The 25,416-nt window shown below is 47.6% G+C and carries 22 protein-coding genes; 19 read left to right on the top strand and 3 right to left on the bottom strand.

Annotation, left to right across the window (positions count from 1 at the left end):
• The first annotated feature begins 82 nt into the window (after window positions 1–82).
• From ABJ081_01045 to lpdA, 17 genes are all read left to right on the top strand, one after another.
• Complete coding sequence (locus tag ABJ081_01045) at window positions 83–286, top strand: DUF1737 domain-containing protein (protein ID MEP6355250.1); 204 nt, start codon at window positions 83–85, stop codon at window positions 284–286.
• Window positions 287–530: 244 nt separating this feature from the next.
• Complete coding sequence (sdhC, locus tag ABJ081_01040; protein MEP6355249.1) at window positions 531–929, top strand: succinate dehydrogenase, cytochrome b556 subunit; 399 nt, start codon at window positions 531–533, stop codon at window positions 927–929.
• A gap of 11 nt (window positions 930–940) precedes the next feature.
• Window positions 941–1,315: a succinate dehydrogenase, hydrophobic membrane anchor protein gene (gene sdhD, locus ABJ081_01035; GenBank protein MEP6355248.1), complete on the top strand. Its 375-nt coding sequence runs from the start codon at window positions 941–943 to the stop codon at window positions 1,313–1,315.
• Between the two features lie 35 nt (window positions 1,316–1,350).
• The gene (gene sdhA / locus ABJ081_01030; protein ID MEP6355247.1) at window positions 1,351–3,180 is read left to right on the top strand and encodes a succinate dehydrogenase flavoprotein subunit; all 1,830 of its coding nucleotides are present in this window, start codon (window positions 1,351–1,353) and stop codon (window positions 3,178–3,180) included.
• 47 nt (window positions 3,181–3,227) lie between these two features.
• Window positions 3,228–4,010 (top strand): succinate dehydrogenase iron-sulfur subunit, encoded by a 783-nt coding sequence (locus ABJ081_01025; GenBank protein MEP6355246.1) that lies wholly within the window; start codon window positions 3,228–3,230, stop codon window positions 4,008–4,010.
• Window positions 4,011–4,186: 176 nt separating this feature from the next.
• A complete protein-coding gene (locus ABJ081_01020; GenBank protein MEP6355245.1) occupies window positions 4,187–4,576 on the top strand; it encodes a DUF302 domain-containing protein in 390 nt (129 codons plus the stop codon).
• 130 nt (window positions 4,577–4,706) lie between these two features.
• Window positions 4,707–5,297, top strand: a complete 591-nt coding sequence (locus ABJ081_01015; GenBank protein ID MEP6355244.1) for an AprI/Inh family metalloprotease inhibitor — start codon at window positions 4,707–4,709, stop codon at window positions 5,295–5,297.
• Window positions 5,298–5,531: 234 nt separating this feature from the next.
• On the top strand, window positions 5,532–5,864 hold the full coding sequence (locus ABJ081_01010) for a hypothetical protein (GenBank protein ID MEP6355243.1): 333 nt from the start codon (window positions 5,532–5,534) through the stop codon (window positions 5,862–5,864).
• Between the two features lie 124 nt (window positions 5,865–5,988).
• Window positions 5,989–7,161, top strand: a complete 1,173-nt coding sequence (zapE, locus tag ABJ081_01005) for a cell division protein ZapE (GenBank protein ID MEP6355242.1) — start codon at window positions 5,989–5,991, stop codon at window positions 7,159–7,161.
• Window positions 7,162–7,321: 160 nt separating this feature from the next.
• Window positions 7,322–8,284 (top strand): malate dehydrogenase, encoded by a 963-nt coding sequence (gene mdh / locus ABJ081_01000; protein MEP6355241.1) that lies wholly within the window; start codon window positions 7,322–7,324, stop codon window positions 8,282–8,284.
• A 126-nt stretch (window positions 8,285–8,410) separates the two neighbouring features.
• Complete coding sequence (sucC, locus tag ABJ081_00995; protein ID MEP6355240.1) at window positions 8,411–9,604, top strand: ADP-forming succinate--CoA ligase subunit beta; 1,194 nt, start codon at window positions 8,411–8,413, stop codon at window positions 9,602–9,604.
• A gap of 19 nt (window positions 9,605–9,623) precedes the next feature.
• Window positions 9,624–10,451: a hypothetical protein gene (locus ABJ081_00990; GenBank protein MEP6355239.1), complete on the top strand. Its 828-nt coding sequence runs from the start codon at window positions 9,624–9,626 to the stop codon at window positions 10,449–10,451.
• 29 nt (window positions 10,452–10,480) lie between these two features.
• The gene (gene sucD / locus ABJ081_00985) at window positions 10,481–11,377 is read left to right on the top strand and encodes a succinate--CoA ligase subunit alpha (protein ID MEP6355238.1); all 897 of its coding nucleotides are present in this window, start codon (window positions 10,481–10,483) and stop codon (window positions 11,375–11,377) included.
• A 202-nt stretch (window positions 11,378–11,579) separates the two neighbouring features.
• Entirely contained in the window at window positions 11,580–14,564 is a 2,985-nt protein-coding gene (locus ABJ081_00980; protein MEP6355237.1) for a 2-oxoglutarate dehydrogenase E1 component, read from the top strand.
• Between the two features lie 44 nt (window positions 14,565–14,608).
• Window positions 14,609–16,135 carry a 2-oxoglutarate dehydrogenase complex dihydrolipoyllysine-residue succinyltransferase gene (gene odhB / locus ABJ081_00975; GenBank protein ID MEP6355236.1) on the top strand — a complete coding sequence of 509 codons (1,527 nt, stop codon included), beginning with the start codon at window positions 14,609–14,611 and terminating at the stop codon, window positions 16,133–16,135.
• Window positions 16,136–16,153: 18 nt separating this feature from the next.
• On the top strand, window positions 16,154–16,912 hold the full coding sequence (locus tag ABJ081_00970) for an SDR family oxidoreductase (GenBank protein MEP6355235.1): 759 nt from the start codon (window positions 16,154–16,156) through the stop codon (window positions 16,910–16,912).
• 18 nt (window positions 16,913–16,930) lie between these two features.
• Window positions 16,931–18,334, top strand: coding sequence for a dihydrolipoyl dehydrogenase (lpdA, locus tag ABJ081_00965; GenBank protein MEP6355234.1), 1,404 nt, complete (start codon window positions 16,931–16,933; stop codon window positions 18,332–18,334).
• A gap of 33 nt (window positions 18,335–18,367) precedes the next feature.
• Here lpdA and ABJ081_00960 read toward each other — a convergent pair whose 3' ends face one another.
• Together ABJ081_00960 and ABJ081_00955 are read right to left on the bottom strand one after the other, a co-directional pair.
• Entirely contained in the window at window positions 18,368–18,784 is a 417-nt protein-coding gene (locus ABJ081_00960) for a hypothetical protein (GenBank protein MEP6355233.1), read from the bottom strand.
• A 24-nt stretch (window positions 18,785–18,808) separates the two neighbouring features.
• Window positions 18,809–19,756 carry a tyrosine recombinase XerC gene (locus tag ABJ081_00955; GenBank protein MEP6355232.1) on the bottom strand — a complete coding sequence of 316 codons (948 nt, stop codon included), beginning with the start codon at window positions 19,754–19,756 and terminating at the stop codon, window positions 18,809–18,811.
• 115 nt (window positions 19,757–19,871) lie between these two features.
• On the opposite strand from ABJ081_00955, the gene apaG reads away from it, so the two are divergent.
• Together apaG and ABJ081_00945 are read left to right on the top strand one after the other, a co-directional pair.
• Window positions 19,872–20,264, top strand: a complete 393-nt coding sequence (apaG, locus tag ABJ081_00950; protein ID MEP6355231.1) for a Co2+/Mg2+ efflux protein ApaG — start codon at window positions 19,872–19,874, stop codon at window positions 20,262–20,264.
• Between the two features lie 8 nt (window positions 20,265–20,272).
• Entirely contained in the window at window positions 20,273–21,721 is a 1,449-nt protein-coding gene (locus tag ABJ081_00945) for a TrkH family potassium uptake protein (protein ID MEP6355230.1), read from the top strand.
• On the opposite strand, the gene ABJ081_00940 is transcribed toward ABJ081_00945, so the two are convergent.
• The gene (locus ABJ081_00940; protein ID MEP6355229.1) at window positions 21,678–25,415 is read right to left on the bottom strand and encodes an efflux RND transporter permease subunit; all 3,738 of its coding nucleotides are present in this window, start codon (window positions 25,413–25,415) and stop codon (window positions 21,678–21,680) included. The genes ABJ081_00945 and ABJ081_00940 overlap by 44 nt on opposite strands.
• Window position 25,416: the final 1 nt, after the last annotated feature.

Below are 25,416 nucleotides of genomic sequence, written 5' to 3'. Positions count from 1 at the left end.
GTCATTTTAGATATTTGTTATTCAATAATTGTCAGAATTGACCTATGCTAGATAGGAGAAAATTTAATATATCCGGAAAAGCATGAAACTTTATCGTCTTCTCACCGGCACTGATGATAGCGCCTTTTGTCATAAAGTAACCGCCGCCCTTAACAGCGGCTGGGAGCTAAAGGGGCCTGCATCAGTGGCAACAAAACCTGATGGCTCAGTTGTTTGCGCCCAAGCTGTCGTGAAAAAAGTAAACGGTGTTGATTATAAGCCAGATATGAAACTATCGGATTATTGAGTCTTACTTATTAGATAACATCAAATTGTTACTACAGACACTTTGACGTGAATGAAACACTACGATAAGAGGTTGTTATCGCTGATAACAGCTAAAACGATTGAAAGGATATTTTGCGGCTAGATTAGCTTGAATGGCAAAAGATAATCAAAGCGTGGTATTTATTAGTAACTACAATCGCAAAATATATTGAGGACTAGAAGAACACGCGCCATTATCGTGTTATCAACCAGCAAGGCATAAAATGAAAAGCGCTGACGCTAAGGCAAATCGCCCACTATCACCTCATTTGCAGATTTATAAACCCATCCCCACGATGGTCATGTCGATCATGCATCGCATTACAGGTGCAGCCTTATATTTTGGAACATTGCTCCTTGCATGGTGGTTGATAGCTGCTGCAAGTGGCGAGGCCTATTACGATTTTGTAAATAGCTTTTTCTCAAGCTTTTTAGGTCGCCTTATCCTATTTGGCTACACATGGGCACTGCTACACCATGCGCTCGGCGGCATTCGCCATTTCATGTGGGACCTTGGCTATGGATTTGAAAAACATTTTTCAACAAAAGTCGCCTATGTCACCGCAATCGCATCCATTACCTTGACGGTCCTGCTTTGGATCATCGCTTATTCAGTAAGCTGAGGAGAGATATCATGAGCATGAATACACCCCTCAGCAAAGTACGCGGTCTAGGATCTGCCAAAGACGGCACCGATCATTTCTGGAAACAGCGCGTGTCAGCCGTATCGACATTGATTCTCGCAATTATTTTTATTTTTGTTCTGCTTTGTGTAATCGGCAAACCCTATACCGATGTTGTGGAGACATTGTCCTCTCCTCTTGTCGCGGTTTTCTTCTTGCTGTTCATCCTAAGCGGCATCATTCACATGCGCCTTGGTATGCAGGTAATCATCGAAGATTACATTCCAAATGAAACTGCAAAAATTCTCGCCCTCATGGGCAACACCTTTTTTGCCATTCTCGTTGGCGGACTAAGCGTGTTTTCAATTCTGAAGCTCGCGCTTTAGACTACATTTAATTCGGCTCAATCCGGGAACAACACATGACTGAAAATGCAGCAAAAGCCAGCGTCAACATCAATGGACGGGCTTACACTTTCATTGATCACACTTTTGACGTGGTGGTTGTCGGCGCAGGTGGCGCAGGTCTTCGAGCCGCATTGGGTGCTGCCAAAACTGGTTTGAAAACCGCCTGTATCTCAAAAGTATTTCCAACCCGCTCCCACACGGTAGCAGCTCAAGGCGGCATTTCCGCATCCCTTGGCAACATGGGTGAAGATAACTGGCAATGGCATATGTATGACACGGTCAAAGGCTCCGACTGGCTCGGAGACCAAGACGCCATCGAATATCTGTGCCGTGAAGCGCCCCAGGCCGTTTATGAACTTGAACACTTTGGTGTGCCTTTCTCGCGAACAGAAGAAGGTAAAATTTACCAGCGTCCGTTTGGTGGCATGACAACAAAATTCGGCGAAGGCCCCGCAGCGCAGCGTACCTGTGCCGCCGCAGACCGCACAGGCCACGCCATCTTGCATACCCTTTATGGCCAGTCGCTACGCTATGACACCGAATTCTTCATTGAGCATTTTGCCATTGATCTCATCATGGAAGACGGCGCCTGTCGTGGTTGCGTTTCCCTCGACATGGAAACAGGTGAAATTCACCGCTTCCGTGCTCAAAAAGTTATTCTTGCAACCGGCGGTTATGGCCGCGCCTATTTCTCTGCAACATCAGCACACACCTGTACGGGTGATGGAAACGCCATGGTCTTGCGTGCAGGTTTGCCACTTCAAGATATGGAATTCGTACAATTCCACCCAACCGGCATTTATGGCGCAGGCTGCCTGATTACCGAAGGGTCACGCGGCGAAGGTGGTTATTTGACCAATTCTGAAGGCGAGCGCTTTATGGAGCGCTATGCACCAAGTGCAAAAGATCTGGCCTCCCGCGATGTGGTCTCACGTTCCATGACTATGGAAATCCGTGAAGGCCGTGGTGTTGGCGCTAAAGACGACCATATCCATCTGCACCTTGATCACCTTGACCCCGATCTTCTGGCAGAACGCTTGCCGGGCATTTCTGAATCAGCCCGCATTTTCGCAGGCGTCGACGTCACAAAAGATCCGATCCCCGTAATCCCAACCGTTCACTATAATATGGGCGGTATTCCAACAAATTATCATGGTGAAGTGCTTACAAAAATAGGTGGTGATCCCGATTGTGTGGTGCCAGGCTTGATGGCCATTGGCGAGGCGGCCTGTGTGTCTGTTCACGGCGCGAACCGCCTTGGTTCTAACTCACTCATCGATCTTGTTGTCTTTGGTCGTGCAGCTGGTCTGCGCTGTGCCGAAACCGTGACTGCAGGCGAAAAACAAGCCTTACTTCCAAAAGGCGCAGGTGAAAATTCACTCGCACGCCTTGATCACTTCCGTTATGCGGATGGCTCTACATCAACTGCAGAATTGCGCGCCTCCATGCAAGACACCATGCAGAACAATTGTGCCGTTTTCCGAACAACAGAAATTCTTGATGAAGGCCACGATAAAATCCATCAGGTTTGGAACTCAAGTGATGACATCAAAGTCACAGATCGATCGCTGATTTGGAATTCCGACCTTATTGAGACAATGGAATATGATAACCTGATTGCGCAAGCTGTTGTGACCATGGATTCGGCGCAAAACCGCAAGGAAAGCCGTGGCGCTCACGCGCACGAAGATTTCCCTGATCGCGACGATAAAAAATGGATGCACCATTCGCTCTCATTCGTTGATCTGGATAAGAAAAAAGTGAAATTAGAAAAACGTCCAGTGCACACTTACACGATGTCGAATGAGATCGCCTATATTAAGCCAAAAGCCCGTGTCTACTAGGGTAAACCCAGCAGACAAACCCTTATAAAAACGATTAAGAGATCATCATGGTTCAACTGACGCTTCCTAAGAACTCAACAATGTCACCGGGCAAAACATGGCCTAAACCTGAGGGCGCGAGCAAGCTTACAGAGTATCGCATTTACCGTTGGAGCCCGGATGATGACGCCAATCCAACAATCGACACTTATTATGTTGATCGCAATGATTGCGGACCTATGGTTCTTGACGGATTGATCTGGATTAAAAATAAAGTCGATCCAACCCTGACATTCCGCCGGTCTTGCCGCGAGGGTATTTGTGGCTCTTGCGCCATGAATATTGATGGAACAAACAATCTGGCCTGCCTAAAAGGCATGGATGAAGTGGCCGGTGATGTTGTCAAAATTTACCCGCTACCGCATCTACCTGTAGTTAAAGACTTGGTGCCTGATCTAACTAATTTTTATGCCCAGCACCGCTCTATCGAGCCTTGGCTACAAACATCAACAACCCAGCCTGAAAAAGAATGGGGCCAAAGCCACGAAGATCGCGAAAAGCTTGATGGGCTTTATGAGTGTATTTTGTGCGCGTGCTGTTCCACATCCTGCCCATCATACTGGTGGAACTCTGACCGTTATCTTGGGCCTGCCGTTCTTCTTCAGGCCTACCGCTGGTTAATTGATAGCCGCGATGAAGCAACTGGAGAACGTCTTGATAATCTTGAAGATCCGTTCCGTCTTTACCGTTGCCATACAATCATGAACTGCGCACAAACTTGCCCTAAAGGATTGAACCCAGCAAAAGCAATTGCTGAAGTTAAAAAAATGATGGTCGAGCGGCGCATCTAATTTTAGCCGTTTTTAAGTATGAATAATTAACTACGCCTATCAGCTTATTAGTTTCAAACGATTGTAAGGGCACAAAATATAAGCCTATTATTTATCGCAAAACACAAACAACAATGGAGAATATAATGCGTTACCTTTGCTTTTTCTTCACTTTCATTTTCTTTGCAGGAGCCGCTATGGCAGACGACATGATCACTAAAACAAGCCCGCACTCAGTCGAAAAAACCGTTGCCCAATTCACTGCAGCTGTTGAAGGCGCAGGCGCAAAAGTATTCGCAGTTATCGACCATGCCGCAGGAGCGAAATCAGTTGATGCTGAACTTGCACCGGCAACATTGGTTGTTTTTGGCAACCCAAAAATTGGCACGCCAGTTATGCAGGCCAACATACGCGCCGGACTTGATTTACCTCTCCGTGTTCTTGTTTTTGAAGAAGCAGGCAAAACGACAATCGCATATCTCGACCCAGCAAAAATGAAAGCGCGTTATGATATTTCAGGCGCTGATGAAGTATTTGCTAAAATAACCGGAGCACTTAACAAACTAACGGATGCCGCTGCAAAATAAGGTTCGACTTCGCCAGTATGGGAAAACGTCCTAAGGATTTATTTTCAACGTAAAGTTGATGGCCATGCACGGCAAAGTGTTGTATACAGCCTTATACAACCTGTGGTCGATTTCAACTAAGAGCTATCTTATGAAGAAAATACATAGCCAATCAACACTTCTAGCCATTAGTATTGGCGTTGCGGCCTGCGCGCCGCAACAGCGGCTGCAACAGCCAATTACCCCAACTGCCCTGACCCCTGCACCTGTTGCGCCCGTCACATCGAACGCCTTACCAACAGCCAATACAACAGTTCCAAGCGCGCCAAGTGGCTATACACCACCAAAAATCGAGACTGCCTCCGCTGGCGGCGATCTACAAGCTATTCCTCAATTGCCAAAGCAGACGAATACAGGTGTTTCATTAAGTGATAATATCACCGTTGGGCCCGACATCGATTTTGGCCGCAATGCGGTTTTGGGGGCGTGGAATGTATCTGCGAAAGCTGATACCTGCGCATTGAACCTTAGCTTGACCACATGGACCGCTGGCTTTCGTGCCTCAACTCGCAAATGCAGCGACAGTACTCTCGTGAGTATTGGCTCATGGAAGCTGACAGGCAAACAATTAACATTATCAAATGCCCAAGGTGCAACTATTGCCCGCCTCATTGCATCAGGTCCCAACCGCTTTGATGGCAGTACAGAATCTGGTGGCAAAGCTATTAGCGTCTTCCGCTAAAACCGAGTCATATAGCTCTCATTGAGCTAACCCATATAATAAAAATACCCCACGTTAAGACAATATAAACCATGCTAGCGAACCATTGTTGGTAGCCGGAAGCTAAAAACCGGCTCGATACACTTGAGATGATAAAGAAGGTAGCAAGCACGCTTTTATAAGTTTTAAGATCAAGTCAGGGTAAGCAAACGTGCGCGACCGACGGCATCTCGTTAATGAGATAAGGAGCCAGTCATGCCTGTACGCCTAACCCAAGCACTAAAGACCAGCGCTATCCTCTTGTTTGCGCTTAGCACAACACCCTCAATCACCCCAGCAAATGCCCTCACAGCAGCTTCACGATGCGGCGCCCACGCAACCATCGTTGAAACACTCACTAAAAAATATGGCGAGACCGAACATGGCATTGGCCTTGTATCCGACCAAGGAGTGATGCAGGTTTTCGTCTCACAAGAAAACGGGACATGGACTATTTTGATGACCAATGCGCAAGGTAAAGCTTGCATGATGGCGGCGGGTAGAGGTTGGGAAGATATAAAGAAACAAGTAAAAGACGAAAACGCCTGATAGCCGCAAGTTCTCAATCCCAAACGAACCAACATCGGTATCGTAACTTGTTTTAAACTTGAATACGTTCTAACGATTCAAACGTATTCCAGTTATAATTGCTTTTGGTTGACCAAATATAACAATGACACGCCCTACCACCCCCCTAGTAAGACACCAAGATAATGTTCTTAATCGCTATCTTCAAATGATAGAAAATGGTGTTTTAGAAAGAGACCCAGCACAACTTGCTGTCGTCAAAAGCCTCGACTCCCTCAATGCCATACTGGGTGAACGCAAACTCGCAAATAAGAAAAGCTCTCTTGGCTGGCTATTTAGTGCTCGCACATCTGTGTGGAGCACCGTGCTTGGACTTTATATTTGGGGGGGTGTGGGTCGCGGCAAAACGATGTTGATGGATATTTTTTTCGAAGAAACGCCCATCAAGCGCAAGAAACGGGTACATTTCCACGAGTTCATGATTGATGTTCACAACCGCATCCATCTACACCGACAAGCCTTAAAGCGCGGCGAAACAAAACAAGACGATCCCATTATACCTGTGGCCGATGCCATTGCCGACGAAGTAAGGCTATTGTGTTTCGATGAATTCACAGTGCGTGACATCACCGATGCCATGATAATGCGTAGACTGTTCACCCATCTTTTCTCTCGCAATGTCGTGATCGTCGCAACATCAAATGTCGATCCAGATGATCTTTATCAAGACGGCCTTCAACGGGAAGACTTTTTACCCTTTATAGATATGCTCAAAGAGCGCGTCACCATCACACAACTCGACGCCCGCACTGATTTCAGGCTAGAAAAACTCGGCAATCAACCCGTTTATTCTTATCCTTTGGGAGGCACATCTCGCTCGAAAATTGATGCCGCCTGGCAAGCCCTTGTCGGCAATCAACAAGCGAACCCGATGGCCCTCACCGTAAAAGGGCGTACAATAGAAGTGCCACGCGCCGCACTTGGTGCAGCGAGGTTCACTTTTTCAAATCTTTGTGAAAAGCCATTGGGTGCCGCAGATTATTTAAAAATCGCGCAAACATTCCACACACTTTTTATCGACGACATTCCTTTGTTCATCGGCGAAAAGCGCAATGAAGCAAAAAGGTTTATTAATCTCATCGACGCGCTTTATGATTCCCGCGTTAAACTTGTCGCCACGGCCGCTAAACCGCCGCATGAGTTAAATGTCAGTTTAAACAATGTCGAAGCATTTGAATTTGATCGCACTGTATCACGACTCATTGAAATGCAATCAGACAGCTATCTTGCCGAACCACACGCCGCGAAGCACGAGTAAAGGCAATCATATTCAGCCCATGGATTACGTTAACGTAAGAAATGATTATTTTCTAAAGTCAAAAGAAAACAATTAACATATGACGGGTTGCACTACTGCAACAATGAGGGTAGCAACAAGTAACTAAATTGAACAACCTTACCCAAAGGGAACCTTACATATGGCACGCAGTAAAATTGCTCTAATCGGTTCAGGCCAAATCGGCGGAACATTAGCCCACCTGATTGGTTTAAAAGAACTGGGAGATGTTGTCCTTTTTGATATCGTGGACGGCATACCACAAGGTAAAGCCCTCGACATCGCAGAATCATCACCTGTAGACGGTTTCGATGCCAGCCTCAAAGGCGCTTCTTCTTATGAGGCCATCGCTGATGCGGACGTTTGTATCGTTACAGCAGGCGTCCCCCGCAAACCAGGTATGAGCCGCGACGATCTTATCGGCATCAACCTGAATGTGATGAAGTCTGTTGGCGAAGGCATTGCAGCCAATGCACCAAACGCTTTTGTGATCTGCATCACCAACCCGCTTGATGCGATGGTTTGGGCATTGCAGAAATTTTCTGGCTTACCAAAGAACAAAGTTGTCGGCATGGCAGGCGTTCTTGACTCAGCGCGCTTCCGCTACTTTCTGTCTGAAGAATTCAATGTATCAGTGAAAGACGTAACGGCCTTTGTTCTTGGTGGCCATGGTGATACAATGGTGCCACTACCGCGCTATTCGACTGTTGCGGGCATCCCTTTGCCAGATCTTGTTAAAATGGGCTGGACGACACAAGAAAAACTCGACAACATTATTCAGCGCACCCGTGATGGCGGCGCAGAAATCGTTGGCCTTTTAAAAACCGGCTCCGCTTTCTATGCACCGGCAGCCTCTGGCGTGCAAATGGCCGAAAGCTATTTGAAAGACCAAAAGCGTCTGCTTCCTTGTGCCGCAGCCCTTGATGGTCAATATGGCCAGTCTGATGTGTATGTTGGCGTGCCAACAATAATCGGCAAAGACGGCATTGAGCGCGTTGTTGAAATTGAATTAAGCGCCGATGAGCAGGCTATGTTCGACAAGTCAGTTGGCGCTGTATCAGGGTTGATAGAAACCTGTAAGGGCCTTGTTCCTGAACTTGGCTAAGAAAACATGGGCGTCGATAAAATCGACGCCTTTTTATTAAGGTAGTGTGGTGTAAGTTTTACTTTAGACATAATGAGTAAATAAATTTAAACCAACCGGATTTCATTTTTCAGCAGAGCGGCAACCATGAACATTCACGAATATCAAGCCAAAGCACTCCTCAAAACATTCGGCGCACCGGTATCTCTCGGCGTTCCCATCTTAAATGCAGGCGATATCAATGCTGCACTCGATGCGCTGCCTGGACCCGTTTATGTTGTTAAAAGCCAGATACACGCTGGCGGACGCGGTAAAGGTACATTTAACGAGCTCCCGCAAGGCTCAAAAGGCGGTGTACGCGTTGCTTTTTCAAAAGAAGAAGCAAAAGCGCATGTCTCAGAAATGCTTGGCAACACACTTGTCACAAAGCAGACAGGCCCCGCAGGCAAACAAGTCAACCGCCTTTATATTGAAGATGGTGCTGATATTGAAAATGAGCTTTACCTCTCAATTTTGGTTAATCGGGAAACAGGCAAAGTTTCTTTCGTCGCATCAACAGAAGGCGGCATGGATATTGAGGCTGTTGCTGAGGCAACTCCAGAAAAAATTCATACTATTGATGTTGAGCCATCAACGGGCGCTAATGATGCTATTGCCTCTGCCGTATGTGACGCTTTCCAACTTAAAGGCGACGCCCGCGCTGACGGCATGACACTCTTCCCCACGCTTTATAAGGCCTTTACCGAGACCGACATGAGCTTGCTCGAAATCAATCCATTGGTCATTTTAAAAGACGGCCATTTGCGCGTCCTTGATGCCAAAGTCTCTTTCGATGGCAACGCAGAATTTCGTCAGTCCCAGTTGCAAGAATTACGCGACCTGACAGAAGAAGACGCCAAAGAAATCGAAGCCGCAAAATATGACCTTTCTTATGTCGCTCTTGATGGCAGCATTGGCTGCATGGTCAACGGCGCTGGTCTTGCTATGGCAACCATGGACATTATCAAACTTTATGGCCAGGAACCTGCTAACTTCCTTGATGTGGGTGGTGGCGCAACAACAGAAAAAGTAACGGCTGCCTTCAAAATCATTACTGCCGACCCGAATGTTAAAGGCATTTTGGTCAATATTTTCGGCGGTATCATGCAATGTGATGTGATTGCTCAAGGTGTGCTAATGGCCGTGAAAGAAGTCGGCCTAGAAGTTCCACTTGTCGTCCGCCTTGAGGGAACCAACGTTGATAAAGGCAAAGCCATTATCAACGAAAGCGATCTCAATGTGATCCCTGCTGATGACCTAGATGATGCAGCACAGAAAATTGTAGCAGCTGTTAACGCGTAACCCGACTAAGGATACCGCATTGGCTTTTTTGAAGAAAAACCGGTTACACAGCGCAGTAGGGCTTTTGGCTCTATCGATCGCATTGGCTGGTTGCGGTGGCGGTCCTCTTGGTGGTGTTTTTGACAAGTTACCAGACGCAGACTCAAAAGCCAAAACCAAGACCACCAAAGCCAGTGGCGAGGTTTATGATGGCCAAGCAGAAGTTTTGGCAGAGCTTCAGGCATTGCGAGCAGAGCTGCAAAAACGTTCCGGCGCTCTCAAACAAGATTTGAGCGCTGCGAAACAAGAACTTGCCCGCAGACAAGGTGCCGGCGAAATAGACCAAGCAAAAGTCAATCTCTCGCCATCTGAAATTCGCGACAGCCAGTTGTCTGAACTAGAGAAACTAAAAGCTGAACTTGAGCGACGCAAATCTGGCAAAGAAGCCAAAGAGCGTGCAATTTCGACTTCTCTTGTAGAAAATGAAGCTATCTACAGAAATGTTGATGCTTGTTTGAAACGTGCATCTGGAGATTTTAGAAATACATTTGATGGTCGTAGCGATCTTACAAAAATTGTCAGTGAAAAGAAAAGCCAAGTTTATCAAAATTCAGACCGGAGTCTGCTCATTCTGACAACAGATAAGAACTGTGACATCAGCTTCACCGGCACAAGCATTGATGATTACACGACGGGACTTGTCCATATTTTGGAAACACAAGGCGGCGTTGTTGAAAACAAGAAAGTTGCCGGAATTAATGTTATCTCAGTTGCGCATCCACGCGGCAATTTCCGCTTGGCAAGTGGCAAGAAAGTCATCGGCCAAGGCGGCAGCACAAACCTATACACAACCATTAAAGCACTTTAGCCCAATCAAAGAAGAAAGAGCCTCTTAGTATGTCCATTCTTGTCAATAAAGAAACGAAAGTGATTTGCCAGGGAATGACTGGCAAAACTGGTACATTTCATACCAATGGTGCAATGGCCTATGGCACAAAAATGGTTGGCGGTGTAACGCCAGGCAAAGGCGGGCAGACATGGGAAGGCGAACACGGCAATCTGCCAATATTCAATTCCGTTGCCGAGGCTCGCGATAAGACCGGTGCGAATGCAACCGTTATTTACGTTCCACCAAAATTCACAGCCGCCTCTATTGTTGAAGCCATTGATGTCGAAATTCCACTGATCGTATGTATAACGGAAGGCGTCCCCGTTCTTGATATGGTGAAAGTCAAAGAAAAACTCGACAAATCATCATCCCGCCTCATTGGGCCAAACTGCCCAGGCGTCTTAACACCGGAAGAATGCAAAATCGGCATCATGCCAGGCAACATCTTCAAAAAAGGCAATGTCGGCATTCTTTCCCGCTCTGGAACGCTAACCTATGAAGCCGTTTTCCAGACAACCAATGAAGGCCTTGGTCAAACAACGGCTGTTGGTATTGGCGGGGACCCTGTTAAAGGAACTGAATTCATCGACGTCTTGGAAATGTTCTTGGCCGATGATGCAACAGAATCCATCATCATGATTGGTGAAATTGGCGGCTCAGCTGAAGAAGAGGCGGCTCAATTCCTTGCTGATGAAGCGAAAAAGGGCCGCAAGAAACCAACAGTTGGGTTCATTGCTGGGCGCACAGCCCCTCCAGGGCGCACCATGGGTCATGCTGGCGCCGTCATCTCAGGCGGCAAAGGCGGCGCAGACGATAAAATTGAAGCCATGCAAGCTGCTGGCATTCGAGTTTCTCCCTCACCTGCGAAGCTGGGGAAAACTTTGGTTGAACTTTTAAAAAGCTAAAGCAAGAGTACACTTCTTGTCCGAGGAATCAGAAGAGCCCTTTGGATAAATTAAAAATTAGGGTGATGGTAATTTTATAAAATTCTTTCACCATAGAGAAGATAAAGACGGGTAATGCGTGCGGCGACATCTGTCACCGTTCGTCCTCGCTGGGAGGCCCGCAAGTGAAGAGAGCACGAGGGATGTGGCCTCGTGAGAGAAAATGGCACGCGAAGAAGCGAACGACGCTTTTGCACAAACATCATTTTTATATGGTGCAAATGCAGCCTATATCGAAGACCTATACGCCCAATTTCAAAATGATCGAGATTCGGTAAGTCCAGAATGGCAAGAATTCTTTGGCAGTATGCCCGAGGATACCCCAGTTGATGTGATAAAAAATGCAGCCGGCGCATCATGGAAGAAGGCCCATTGGCCTATTCCTGAAAATGGTGAGCTTATCTCGGCCATGGACGGCAATTGGGGCCCCGTTGGTGATGAGCCGTTGGATAGCGGCGCGCTTAGTAAAAAGATTAAATCAACCGCTACAGGCGCATCATTATCAAACTCTGATATTCAAGAAGCTGCTAAAGATTCCATCCACGCCATCATGATGATTCGTGCATACCGTGCTCGTGGACATCTTCACGCCAACTTAGACCCGCTTGGGCTTACGGGGGAAAAAGACGATCATAATGAATTGCATCCATCAAACTACGGCTTTGATGAATCAGACTACGATCGACCTATTTTTATCGACTATTATCTTGGATTGGAAACCGCGACCATCAGGCAAATGGTTGAAATTCTAAAACGGACTTATTGTTCGACACTTGGTGTTGAATTTATGCATATCTCCGACCCAGGTGCCAAAAGCTGGATTCAGCAACGTATTGAAGGGCCGGACAAAGAAATCGCTTTTACTGAGAACGGCAAGAAAGCCATTCTTAACAAGCTTGTTGAGTCAGAAGGCTTTGAGAAATTTATCGACGTCAGATACACCGGCACGAAACGCTTTGGTCTTGATGGTGGGGAAGCGCTTGTTCCTGCTTTAGAGCAAATCATCAAACGCGGCGGCCAATTGGGCGTTGAAGATATTGTTCTGGGCATGGCACACCGTGGTAGATTGAATATTCTATCGCAAGTAATGGGCAAACCACATAAGGCCATTTTCCATGAATTCAAAGGCGGCTCTTACGCACCAGATGAAGTTGAAGGCTCAGGGGATGTGAAATATCATCTTGGCGCCTCTTCAGACCGCGAATTTGACGGCAACACTGTACATCTATCCTTGATGCCAAATCCATCGCATCTGGAAATTGTAAACCCCGTCGTTTTAGGCAAAGCCCGCGCTAAACAAGATCAGACAAACAAACAAAACGACCGTGGATCGCGCGATCGCCGCAATGTTTTGCCGCTTCTGCTGCATGGTGATGCAGCTTTTGCAGGCCAAGGCGTGGTCGCAGAATGTTTTGGCCTTTCTGGCCTTAAAGGGCATCGCACCGGTGGCTCAATCCACTTTGTCATCAACAACCAAATCGGTTTCACAACCAACCCACAATGGTCACGCTCATCACCTTACCCAACGGATGTGGCAAAGCTGATTGAAGCTCCTATTCTCCATGTTAATGGTGACGATCCTGAAGCTGTTGTTTATGCCGCTAAAATCGCAATTGAATTCCGTCAAGAATTTGCACGGCCCGTCGTGATCGACATGTTCTGCTACCGCAGATATGGACACAATGAAGGGGATGAACCGGCCTTTACACAACCAAAAATGTACAAAAAAATTCGCTCTCATCCAACGACGCTTGAAATTTATTCGCAAAAACTCATGAAAGATGGTGTAATTACTGAAGCTGACCTTGAGGGTCAGCGCACAGCATGGCGCGAAAAAATGGATGCCGATTACGAGGCAGGCCAAAACTATAAACCGAATAAAGCTGACTGGTTAGATGGAACATGGTCAGGCCTTAAAATCGCAGACAGAGAAGACGATGCGCGCAGAGGTTTAACCGGTTATGATCTCACAGATCTAAAACGTATTGGCGAGGCCATTACTAAGGTCCCGGAAGATTTCAAGGCGCACAAGACAATTCTGCGCTTCATGAAAAATCGAGCAAAAATGATCGAAACCGGCAAGGGCATCGACTGGGCAACCGGCGAAGCTCTGGCATTTGGCAGCTTTTGTGATCAAGGCCACCTTATTCGCCTGTCTGGCCAAGATTGCGAACGCGGCACCTTTTCCCAGCGCCATTCCGTTCTTTACGATCAAGAAACCGAAAATCGTTACATCCCGCTTAACAACATATCCGACACACAAGCCGAATATAGCGTCATCAACTCGATGTTGTCAGAAGAAGCGGTGCTTGGCTATGAATATGGCTATTCATTGCAAGAGCCAAACGGTCTGATTTTATGGGAAGCGCAATTTGGTGATTTTGCCAATGGTGCCCAGGTTCTTTTCGATCAATTCATCTCGTCCTCTGAACGCAAATGGCTGCGCATGTCAGGCCTCGTATGCCTGCTGCCACACGGTTATGAAGGGCAAGGACCAGAACACTCATCTGCACGACTAGAGCGTTTTCTCCAGCTTTGCGCTGAAGATAATATGCAAGTGGCACACTGCACAACACCAGCCAGTTATTACCATATTCTTCGTCGTCAATTATGCCGTGACTTTAGAAAACCACTTATTTTGATGACGCCAAAATCACTACTTCGTCACAAATTATGCAAATCAACTATTGACGAATTTGGTCCTGAATCCTCATTCCATCGCGTGTTGTGGGACGATGCCCAACTTGACCATACAGAAGAGAAAATCGTTGCTGATGACAAAATCCGCAAAGTCGTGATGTGCTCAGGCAAAGTTTATTTCGATCTTTATGAGGCTCGAAATAAAGCGGGCCTTGATGACGTTTACATCATGCGCCTTGAGCAACTTTATCCATTCCCGGCGCGCGCGCTGATTGAAGAATTATCCCGCTTTAAAAAGGCTGAAATGGTATGGTGCCAAGAAGAGCCAAAAAATATGGGCGCATGGTCCTTTGCTGAACCATATTTGGAGTGGGTCCTTAATCATATTAAAGCCAAACACACCCGTCCGGTTTATGCAGGCCGTCCTGCCTCTGCGGCAACAGCAACCGGTTTAATGTCTACTCATCTAACACAGCTTGAAGCCTTTATTGCAGAAGCGTTTACGTAAGAGCCCAAGCTTCTGGCAAGAGAATAATGGAAGTGAAATAAAGAATGGCGAATGAAATTCGCGTCCCAACTTTAGGTGAATCCGTCACGGAAGCCACCATCGGGCAATGGTATAAAAAGCCCGGCGATGCAGTGGCAAAAGATGAGCCAATTGTCGAACTGGAAACTGACAAAGTAACTTTGGAAGTTCCAGCGCCCATGTCTGGCATACTTGCTGATATTTTGATTGCCGAAGGTGAGACAGTCGAAGTGGGCACCCTATTAGGGATCATAAACGAAGGTACAGGCAAACAAACTTCGCCCGTATCAAAATCAACAACTCAGCCGACAGCACCTGCAGTAGCAGAGGCAAAATCGGGCAACATGAATTCTGGAGGCGCAATGATCGATATCGTAGCACCAACCGCAGGTGAATCAGTCACCGAGGCGGATGTCGGCACTCTTTTTGTAAAAGTGGGCGATGTAGTGAAAGCGGATGATCCGCTTTTTGAATTAGAAACCGATAAAGCGGCACTCGAAGTCGTGGCGCCAAGCGCTGGCACTATTACAGAGATACTGCACGAAGAAGGCGCAACCATTGCGCCCGGCGATGTTGTAGTGCGCATGAGCGAAGGCGGTGCCAATGCCGCCCCAACTCCTGCAGCCAAAAAAGCAGCCCCCGCTCCCGCTGCTGCATCGACCACTGAAATGCCGCCAGCCCCTTCAGCTGGCAAGATGATGGCAGAAAATAATGTCGATTCTGCCTCTATTACTGGTTCTGGCAAGCGCGGTCAGGTTTTAAAAGGCGATGTGATCGACGCGATGGCGAAAGGCACAAGTCCTGCCCCAGCCGCAGCGACTGCACCACGTGCGGCATCACCAGCCGATGATGAGGTTCGCGAAGAACGTGTGAAAATGACGCGCCTGCGCCAGACCATCGCACGCCGCCTCAAAGACGCACAAAACACAGCTGCCATGCTCACCACCTATAATGAGGTGGACATGAAACCGGTGATGGACCTGCGCAAACAATACAAAGAACTGTTTGAGAAAAAACACGGCGTGAAGCTTGGCTTCATGGGTTTCTTCGCAAAAGCAGTTTGCCACGCGCTAAAAGAAATTCCTGCCGTCAACGCAGAAATCGATGGCAAAGACCTCATCTACAAAAACTACGCTCACATCGGCGTCGCCGTTGGCACACCAAAAGGTCTTGTGGTGCCGGTTGTGCGTGATGCAGATGAAATGTCGATTGCTGAAATTGAGAAAGAAATTGGTCGCCTTGGTGCTGCTGGTCGTGATGGAAAACTTGGCATGGATGACATGCAAGGCGGCACGTTCACCATCTCCAATGGTGGCGTCTACGGCTCACTCATGTCCTCCCCAATCCTCAATGCGCCTCAGTCTGGTATTTTGGGTATGCATAAAATCCAAGAACGTCCAGTTGTCGTTGGCGGTGAAATTGTCATTCGTCCGATGATGTATCTGGCCCTATCTTATGACCACCGCATCGTGGACGGCAAAGAAGCCGTGACCTTCCTTGTGCGCGTCAAAGAAAGCCTAGAAGATCCGCAGCGTTTGGTGCTTGATCTTTAACAAAGGCGTGCATTTAAAGTGACAGGTAATGTGCCACAAGTTGCTATCATAACAGGAGGCAGTCGCGGCATCGGGGCTGCCTGTGCGCTTATACTTGGTCAGGCGGGCTATTCGGTTGTTGTGAATTACGCGAACAATCAAAAAGCTGCCAACGATATTGTAAAAACTATTACCGCTAGCGGTGGCACAGCAATGGCGATCAAAGGTGACGTTGGGAGTGAGGCAGATATTCTCAATCTCTTTAACGAAACAGATGCCGCCTTCGGCCAAGTCACAGCACTGGTCAATAACGCAGGAATCGTGGATATTACGACCAATGTTGCAGACATGACCGCAGTACGACTTGAGCGCATGATGCGCATCAATGTAACAGGCAGCATCTTATGCGCCCGCGAAGCCGTGCGCCGTATGGCATTCAGTCGGGGTGGAAAAGGCGGCGCGATTGTGAACATTTCCTCAGTCGCAGCATCACTCGGTTCACCCGGGCAATATGTGGACTATGCCGCCAGCAAAGGAGCCATAGACACCTTTACTATTGGCCTGGCCAAGGAAGTCGCCACCGACGGCATTCGTGTCAATGGTGTGCGCCCTGGCATCATCAATACAGATATTCATGCCTCTGGTGGCATACCAGATCGTGCAGAAAAACTTAAAAATCAAATCCCCATGAAGCGCCCAGGCACCGCAGAAGAAGTTGCAAATGCTGTTGTTTACCTATTGTCTCATAAAGCGTCATATTCAACGGGCGCACTATTGGATGTCGGTGGTGGTCGCTAACAAAAAAGGAACTTTCTCATGTCCTATGATCTTATCGTAATCGGTACTGGCCCAGGCGGTTATGTTTGCGCCATTAAAGCCGCTCAACTGGGCTTGAAGGTGGCTGTTGTAGAAAAGCAACCAACCTTTGGTGGCACCTGTTTGAATGTCGGCTGTATTCCATCAAAAGCCATGCTTCATGCCTCAGAAATGTTTGAAGAAGCTGGACATAACTTCAAAGCGCTTGGCATCGATATACCCACCCCGAAGCTAGACCTGAAACAAATGATGGCTCACAAAGACAGTGTGGTGGACGCGAATGTTTCTGGTGTTGCTTACCTCTTCAAGAAAAACAAAATCGATACCTTTATCGGCACTGGCAAAATTGCAGGCGCTGGCAAGGTTGAGGTGAGCGCTAAGGGCGGCGACACACAAACTTTAGACACCAAGAATATTGTCATTGCAACCGGTTCCGATGTCGCTGGCATTCCAGGTCTTGATATCGATATTGATGAAAAAACCATTGTTTCCTCCACCGGCGCGTTAGAGCTTGGCAAAGTGCCTGCGAAAATTATCGTTGTGGGTGGCGGTGTTATCGGGCTTGAGCTTGGCTCTGTTTGGAACCGCCTTGGCGCCGATGTCACCGTCATCGAATATATGGACAAAATCCTCGGCCCAATGGATGGCAAAGTTTCGAAAAAATTCCTCACCATGCTGAAAAAACAAGGCATGAAGTTTGAGCTTTCAGCCAAAGTGACCGATGTTCAAAAATCAAAATCTGGGGCAACCGTGACCTATGAACCAGTTGCTGGCGGCGACGCACAAACAGCGAATGCAAACATTGTGCTCATCTCCACCGGACGTCTGCCTTATACCGCAGGTCTGGGTCTAGAAGATGCAGGCATTGCCATGGAGCGAGGCCGCGTGGTCATCGACAGTCATTTCAAAACCAACGTCGATGGCATCTATGCCATCGGCGATGTGGTGGCCGGTCCGATGCTTGCCCATAAAGCAGAAGACGAAGGCATGGCTGTGGCTGAAATTCTTGCAGGCCAAGCTGGCCATGTGAATTATGATGTTATCCCAAGCGTCGTCTACACAATGCCGGAAATCGCCTCTGTTGGAAAAACAGAAGAAGAATTGAAAGCCGAAGGCATCGATTATAAGGCTGGGGAATTCCCCTTCACCGCCAATGGCCGTGCGCGCGCCATGCAGGCAACTGATGGATTTGTGAAAATGCTGGCCGATGCAAAAACCGACCGCGTCTTGGGTGTTCATATTGTTGGATTTGGCGCAGGCGACATGATCCATGAAGCAGCAGTCTTGATGGAATTTGGTGGCTCCTCAGAAGATCTTGCACGCACCTGCCACGCACACCCAACATTATCAGAAGCTGTGCGAGAAGCGGCATTGGCTACATTCTCAAAACCAATTCACATTTGATGAGAACCGCCTTCGGTGCAAACCGAAGGCAAATTAATCCGCTGAGCGAACCAGAAGATGCGATACTTTCAAATCCTCGCGACTTTCAGTGATATAATCAGTTTCTACAATCACCCTTAGCCTCAAACCCTGCTTGGAAGCCGTGACACGCCTAACGGCGATGAAAGTTTTGAATTCCGCAAACAAATGGTCACCATTAATGAAGGCCGTGGTCCACCCCCATGAACAATCCCGTGGATGGCACAATTCCTTAGCGCGTATTTTCACCGCGCCAAAAGAGCTATTCTCATCACAAGTATCAACCACTTCCAATGATGCTAATATATGCGTCTCACCACGAATGTTTTTCCAGTTACCCGAAAACTCAGAAGGTGCACAATTCTGTGCTTGAACAGGCTCTGGATGATAAAACATCATAAAAGCAGCTATCAAAAAAAGCATTCCACGCATAACAACACCTCCTTATTTATGAGTTTATGAACGAGGGTGAGCTTTATCATAAATTTCTGCCAGCCGGTCCATATCGACACCCGTATAGATCTGCGTCGTTGATAGACTAGCGTGACCCAGCAATTCTTGAATGGTACGCAAATCACCCCCTCGACTTAAAAGATGGGTCGCAAAAGAATGGCGAAGCGCATGCGGTGTAGCGCTCTCAGGTAAACCAAGCGCAGACCTCAGTCTTTCCATTGCTTTTTGTACCATACGCGGGTTAAGCGCACCCCCGCGGGCACCACGAAACAAAGGCTCCTGAGCTCCTAAAGCATAGGGACACAACTTAATATAAGCTGCAATCGTTTCTGAAATTACCGGGAGCAATGGCACCACCCGTTCTTTCCCACCCTTACCAATAATCCGCATCGCTTGAGCCCTTGCATCTGGCGCATTGGCATATGTGAGCGATAAGGCCTCAGAAATTCGCAAACCTGCTGCATAACAAAGTGTCAATACGGCAGCATCGCGCGCGGCTATCCATGGCTCTTCAGCAAGCTGTTCTTCCGCCTCAACCACGCGCATTGATTGCTCCACACTCAACGGTTTAGGCAAACTTTGTGGCCGCTTGGGGCTTCTGATTGCACCAAAGGCAGATGCATCGATGAGACCATCACGCTCCAAAAACCGTGCGAGCGAACGGATGCCTGAAAGAGACCGCCCAACACTGCGCGCGCCCGCGCCATTTGCTCGCCTGCGCGCCAAAAAACTGCGAAGATCAGCAGGCCGAAGTGCATTTAAATCTTTAATTGAGGGTGATCCCCCTAAATGTTCTGTGAGAAAAGACAAAAACTGCTCAACATCTCGATCATAAGCCTCCAACGTATTTTCAGCCAGCCGGCGCTCTGATACAAGCGACATACGCCAGCGCTGACAAGCTTTTGCAAGATCAGGAGCGGCAATAATGAGTGGACTTGAATCATTCAACATCAGATAAGTGTGCCTTAGCGACATTAAAGCTCGGTAAAGCTTCACGAATACGGCTTTAGATCACGAGAAAGCAGTGATAATGTGGTCATATGGACCCCCTAACCGGATACCTATTATGTATAAAGCCATAACGAAAAGCATCAAAGTCGCCGTCGAACCTCTGTATTTGGAAGACGAATCAGATCCCACACGCCACCATTATTTCTGGGCTTACCGCATAGAAATTGAAAACCAAAGCACCGACACTGTACAATTGCGTGACCGGTTTTGGAAAATATCGGATCAAAACGGCAAAGTTGAAGAAGTGGCGGGCCCTGGTGTGGTCGGCGAACAGCCAATCTTACAACCGGGCGAAATATTTGAATATACAAGCGGCTGCCCTCTAGCCACGCCCTCCGGTATCATGATGGGAAGCTACACAATGGTGACACAAGAAGGCGAAGCCTTCGACGTGGAAATTCCAGCTTTCTCCCTCGACATTCCCGACAATCGGCCGTCAATTAACTAGGAGCGGTTTTGATCGATCTTCGTCCAATCATTCTTGTCGTTGGCGTTTTATCGTCATTTCTTGGCGTGGCTATGTTTATTCCGGCCATTTTTGATCTAGTGGCTGGGAATGACGAGTGGCGTATATTTGTGACAGCAGGCCTGATTACAATTTTGATTGGGAGTGGGCTCTATGCCTCGGCGCGCGGTGATAGGCCTGGCCTGAGCCTACGACAGGCATTCTTAATGTCCGTTATTACATGGATAGTATTGGGTGCCTTCGGTGCCTTGCCGTTTTATTGGTCCAATCTCATTGATGGCTATACAAATGCATTTTTTGAGTCAATTTCGGCACTAACAACAACCGGCGCAACAATCATGACAGGCCTTGACGATGCGCCACCAGGCATTTTGTTGTGGCGCGCAATCCTGCAATGGATAGGCGGCCTCGGCATCATCGTTATGGCTGTCTCTGTGCTACCAATGCTGCAAGTTGGCGGCATGCAGGTATTTAAAGCAGAGGCTTTTGACACCGCAGAAAAAATTCTCCCAAGCGCCACGCAAATTTCAGGCATTATGACGGCAGTTTATTCTACGCTCACACTTACCTGTGCGATTTCTTATTCCTTCGCCGGTATGTCCCCATTCGATGCCCTTGTCCATGCAATGACGACAGTAGCAACCGGCGGGTTTTCGACACGTGATGCCTCAATAGGTGCCTTTGAAAATCCCATGATCGACATGGTTGCCGTGGTTTTCATGATCCTCGGTTCACTCCCTTTCCTACTTTACATTAAAGTCATGCAAGGACACGGCAGCGCGTTGTTCAAGGACAGTCAAGTACGCACTTTCCTCCTCACGCTTTTAGGCTTTATTGCCATCATTACGGCTTTACAGATTACGGGTGAATTACATTTTGGGTTTGATGCCCTGCGCCATGCCGCCTTCAATGTAGTCTCCATTATGACCGGCACCGGATACGCAACAAAGGACTATGTCGCATGGGGGCCATTTTCAACAGCCGTATTCTTTCTTTTAATGTTTGTTGGTGGTTGCGCAGGCTCCACCTCATGCGGCATAAAAATATTCCGCTGGCAGGTATTATTCGAAGATATAAAACAGCACATCAACAGCACAGTCTTCCCAAACGGCGTCTTCGTGAAACGTTTTAACGGTCAAATTTTGCCCGATAGTGTTTCAATCGCGGTCATGGGCTTCTTCTTCCTATACATGCTGTGTTTCGCGATTCTTGCCGCTCTCTTAAGCTTGACTGGCCTAGATACGATAACAGCCCTTTCAGGTGCTGCATCTGCAATATCAAATGTCGGGCCAGGATTGGGCCTCATTATCGGACCAGATGGACATTACGGTTCATTAAGCGATACCGCCAAATGGCTCTTGGGCGCAGGCATGCTTCTGGGCCGACTAGAACTTTTTACTGTTTTGGTCCTTTTATCACCGGCGTTTTGGCGGGTGTAATCAGATCCATACTTTTTTTTGCAATCTGCAGCTTTGCTCGCTGAATATCATCATCGCGACCATAAAATACCGAGCGCAAGAACCAGCCTATATCGCTGCCTATGCCAATCAAAGCAGGCACCATGAACAGCACAAGTAATGTTGCATAAGCCAAACCAAAGACAATGGTGATTACCATCGGCAACAAGAATTGCGCCTGTCGGCTTGTTTCAAACATCAAAGGTGTGAGGCCGCCAATCGTTGAAAGCGAGGTCAGCAAAACCGCCCGCAATCTATCGCGACTGGCACCGGTTGCCGCCTCAAACAAATCATCACCTTCTGCACGACGTTCTTGAAACCTACTGACCAAAATCAGCGAGTCATTCACCAAAATACCAGATAGGCCAAGCATCCCGACGAAAGATAAAATCGTCAATTTAAAGCCAAGAAGATAGTGTCCGACAACCGCACCCACCACACCAAATGGTATGATCATCATCACAGCCAGCGGCATGATATAAGAGCCAAACATCCACGCCAGAATGATATAAATAAATACCAAGGCAACAACGACACCAATCCGCAAATCAGCAAAGGCATCGGCCCGTTCTTTATCTTTGCCATCATATTTATATGTGATCCCATAGCGTGACGTTATCGCCTGCACGCTCTGGTTTCCTTCCAGCTCTTCGATCACGTCCTGCGTGCTTGTCACATTGTCATTAATGTCAGCTGTCACAGAAACTGTAAGCTTGCCATCTTTGCGCTGAAGCGCTGAAAAGCCCTGACTTTGATCTATGGCAACCACTTCGCCAAGCGGCACAAAATTTCCTGTTGGACTACGCAAAAGGAAATTACGTAATCCAGCCGTACCTTGTTCTGGAGCAATCTGTTTCACCCGCAAGGTTATCTCATCGTCACCCTCTGCCATCCGCCGGGGGATAGCACCTTCAAAGGCACTGCGTACTTGACGACCAACGGAATCAATCGAAAATCCTAATGTGCGCCCGCGATCATTAAGCCTCAATATAATTTCAGGTTTACCAAACGGTAGATTATCCGCGACACCTGACACACCAGGAATAACCGAGATCAGTTGCACCACTTCACTCGCGGCGCTCTTTAAGACATCAGGCGTGCCCCCTTGCAACTGAATATCAATATCTCTACCTGGTGAACCGCCTCGACGCTGTGATATGGAAAAGCTCTTCAATCCAGCAACATCAGGAACCGTCGAGCGCCATGTTTTCACAATAAGCGGTGTGCGTGTGTTGCGGTTTTCAGAAACGGTCAAATCAACTCTAATCTCGGCAACATTCTGTCCACGGTTCACGCCTGACTGACCATAGGTAATCAACACGCTTTCAATAAATTCCTCACCATTGCCAATTTTATTTTCAATATTATGCGCGGATTGCTCAAGGTCGCTTAAAATTTCAAGCGCTTTTGATCTTGGAATACCAGCATTAAAAACCACATGAGCTGTCATTGATTCTGCTTCAGGAGACGGGAAAAAACTGAACCCAATTTTTCCGCTACGCACCACGCCAATGGCACAAACCAACATTGAACCAACACAAAGCGCCAACGTCACATAACGCCAACGGAAGGATAACTTCAAAATTCTCGCAAATGGATAATCCCTAAATCCTTGAAAGCCTGCATCAAAGATTCGACGGACAATATTCTCGCGACCTGCGGGCCGGCGCGCGGCATTCAGTGACAAGAGATAAAAGATACATTCAATCAAAGTGCCTACAGCAAAACCCAGCAATCCCAGTGCCACAGGAATAAAAAATACAGGCACACTGGACGCGACCGCATTCACTGCTGGAATAGCAACCGCCAAAAATGCAGCCACACCTTGCAGAAAACCACCAAAGATAATGACCGCACAGGTAGCAATCCATGAGAAGACAACCTGAACAACGGTAAAGACAGGCGCGAGAATAAATTTCAACGCATCGAAAAGTTGAGTAATCATCCAACCGATAGCCCCGCCATCAGATATATAAGAAACCCAACTCTCCTGATTGTGCCAACCATTAAAAACATCTGAAACGCTTACAAATGCTGGGGTCGCAGTCATTGTTGTTCGCACCAGTTCCGCCATATCAGGTCCGTTGGCGCCTTGTGCAACAATCGCAACGGCGGCAATCAACAACGAAACAATAAATTGACGCCAAGGCGACCAATGCCGCTTTTTCTTTTCTGCAAGAGAATGAGCCAAATGGCCCGGCAAAATAAAGAAGCATTCAATAAGACTAGCAATCAAAGTGCACACCACCACGATCGGGATAGCCCCCAGAATTTGGCCAACCACATCACCAATGAGCAACATGGGAGCAAAGGCTGCAGCTGTTGTGAGGCTTGCCGCTGTAACAGGCATAATCATACGTCCAGCGCCACGTTCTGCCGCAAGTTTAGAAGGGTCACCTAACGCAAATCTGGTCGCCGTGTGTTCGCCAACAACAATGGCATCATCCACAATGATGCCAAGCATCATCAAGAGAGCAAATAGTGACACCATATTGATCGATTGCCCAATCAAAAGCATAACGCCCAAGGTGGCGGCAATCGCAACAGGAATACCGGCTGTAACCCAAAAGGCCACACGGCCATTGAGAAAAATGAACAACACGATCACCACAAGGGCAAGGCCGCCAATACCATTTTTTACGAGAAGCTGAATGCGCGCTCTTAAAGCATCCGAACGCCCAGAATCCGCATCAATTTGCAAAGAACGCGGAAAAGTTTGGCGAGCCTCTTTAAGATAATCATCAACGATCTGCGTCTTAGTAAGAGCATCGCTGTTGGCTGCTCGGTCCAACTGCATAGAAATCGCAGGATTTCCATTAATCAGCGCTCGTGATTGATCTTCATCATAGGATCGGCGAACAACACCAATATCACCGATGGTCAATCGTTCGCCCGTCTCAAAGGCTTGAACTTCAACCTCACGAAGCCGCTTCACATCTGCAGTTTCACCAATCGTGCGCAACTGTCTGTCAACAGAACCTTGAAGGTCTCCTGAAGGTAAATCCTGTGTGTTATCACGCAAAACTGTAGACACATCATCTATGGTCAGACCAAGTTGGCGCAAAATATTTTGTTCAATATCAATATGAACTTCTTCGTCACGCAATCCTGTAAACTGCACCTGATCAATACCGCGCGCTAAAAGGTCATCGCGAATTCTCTTAGCAAAAACACGAATGGCCGATTCTGGAAAAGGACCATGAATAGTCAAAGTCGAAATGCGGTCAAAAAAACGACCTACTATGATTTCTGGATCTTCTGAATCTTCCGGTAACGTGGTGATGCTATCAAGGGCTGTTTCAATGTCAGCTTCAGCTTCTTTGAGGTCAGTGCCCTCATCATATTCCAGCGTTATTGCCGCACCCCCTTCACGGCCCACAGAATCAATCGTCTTCACATCATCCAGAAATCGCAATTGCGGCTCGACAGCGGCAAGAATATTAGCCTCAACATCTTCCGCGCTGGCACCGGGCCAATTGATATTGACTGTTATGCGATCAATAATGAAATTTGGGAAAAACTGTGTGTTGAGTTTTTGAGTCGCAAATACACCAACGATCAGCAAGAGCGCCATCAACAAATTGGCGGCATTTGGGTGGCCCACAAAAAGACTGATAAGGCCGCCTGTTTTTTGAGCCGCCATGCCAGCCGATTGATCGTCTTGTTCTAAACTCATA

The sequence above is a fragment of the Hyphomicrobiales bacterium genome (assembly GCA_039989895.1).
In the GTDB taxonomy this organism is placed as follows: domain Bacteria; phylum Pseudomonadota; class Alphaproteobacteria; order Rhizobiales; family JACESI01; genus JACESI01.
Note: the sequence above shows the minus strand (reverse complement) of the source record. Positions and strands in the feature narration are given on the sequence as shown.

Bases quoted from the DNA above. Each gene is read 5' to 3' on its own strand.
- sdhA (MEP6355247.1), top strand. From the start codon at position 1,351: ATGACTGAAAATGCAGCAAAAGCCAGCGTCAACATCAATGGACGGGCT.
- ABJ081_00980 (MEP6355237.1), top strand. From the start codon at position 11,580: ATGGCACGCGAAGAAGCGAACGACGCTTTTGCACAAACATCATTTTTA.
- ABJ081_01010 (MEP6355243.1), top strand. From the start codon at position 5,532: ATGCCTGTACGCCTAACCCAAGCACTAAAGACCAGCGCTATCCTCTTG.
- ABJ081_01025 (MEP6355246.1), top strand. From the start codon at position 3,228: ATGGTTCAACTGACGCTTCCTAAGAACTCAACAATGTCACCGGGCAAA.
- ABJ081_00960 (MEP6355233.1), bottom strand. From the start codon at position 18,784: ATGCGTGGAATGCTTTTTTTGATAGCTGCTTTTATGATGTTTTATCAT.
- sdhC (MEP6355249.1), top strand. From the start codon at position 531: ATGAAAAGCGCTGACGCTAAGGCAAATCGCCCACTATCACCTCATTTG.
- ABJ081_01020 (MEP6355245.1), top strand. From the start codon at position 4,187: ATGGCAGACGACATGATCACTAAAACAAGCCCGCACTCAGTCGAAAAA.
- ABJ081_01015 (MEP6355244.1), top strand. From the start codon at position 4,707: ATGAAGAAAATACATAGCCAATCAACACTTCTAGCCATTAGTATTGGC.
- lpdA (MEP6355234.1), top strand. From the start codon at position 16,931: ATGTCCTATGATCTTATCGTAATCGGTACTGGCCCAGGCGGTTATGTT.
- apaG (MEP6355231.1), top strand. From the start codon at position 19,872: ATGTATAAAGCCATAACGAAAAGCATCAAAGTCGCCGTCGAACCTCTG.
- sucD (MEP6355238.1), top strand. From the start codon at position 10,481: ATGTCCATTCTTGTCAATAAAGAAACGAAAGTGATTTGCCAGGGAATG.
- mdh (MEP6355241.1), top strand. From the start codon at position 7,322: ATGGCACGCAGTAAAATTGCTCTAATCGGTTCAGGCCAAATCGGCGGA.
- sucC (MEP6355240.1), top strand. From the start codon at position 8,411: ATGAACATTCACGAATATCAAGCCAAAGCACTCCTCAAAACATTCGGC.
- odhB (MEP6355236.1), top strand. From the start codon at position 14,609: ATGGCGAATGAAATTCGCGTCCCAACTTTAGGTGAATCCGTCACGGAA.
- zapE (MEP6355242.1), top strand. From the start codon at position 5,989: ATGACACGCCCTACCACCCCCCTAGTAAGACACCAAGATAATGTTCTT.
- sdhD (MEP6355248.1), top strand. From the start codon at position 941: ATGAGCATGAATACACCCCTCAGCAAAGTACGCGGTCTAGGATCTGCC.
- ABJ081_01045 (MEP6355250.1), top strand. From the start codon at position 83: ATGAAACTTTATCGTCTTCTCACCGGCACTGATGATAGCGCCTTTTGT.
- ABJ081_00955 (MEP6355232.1), bottom strand. From the start codon at position 19,756: ATGTTGAATGATTCAAGTCCACTCATTATTGCCGCTCCTGATCTTGCA.
- ABJ081_00940 (MEP6355229.1), bottom strand. From the start codon at position 25,415: ATGAGTTTAGAACAAGACGATCAATCGGCTGGCATGGCGGCTCAAAAA.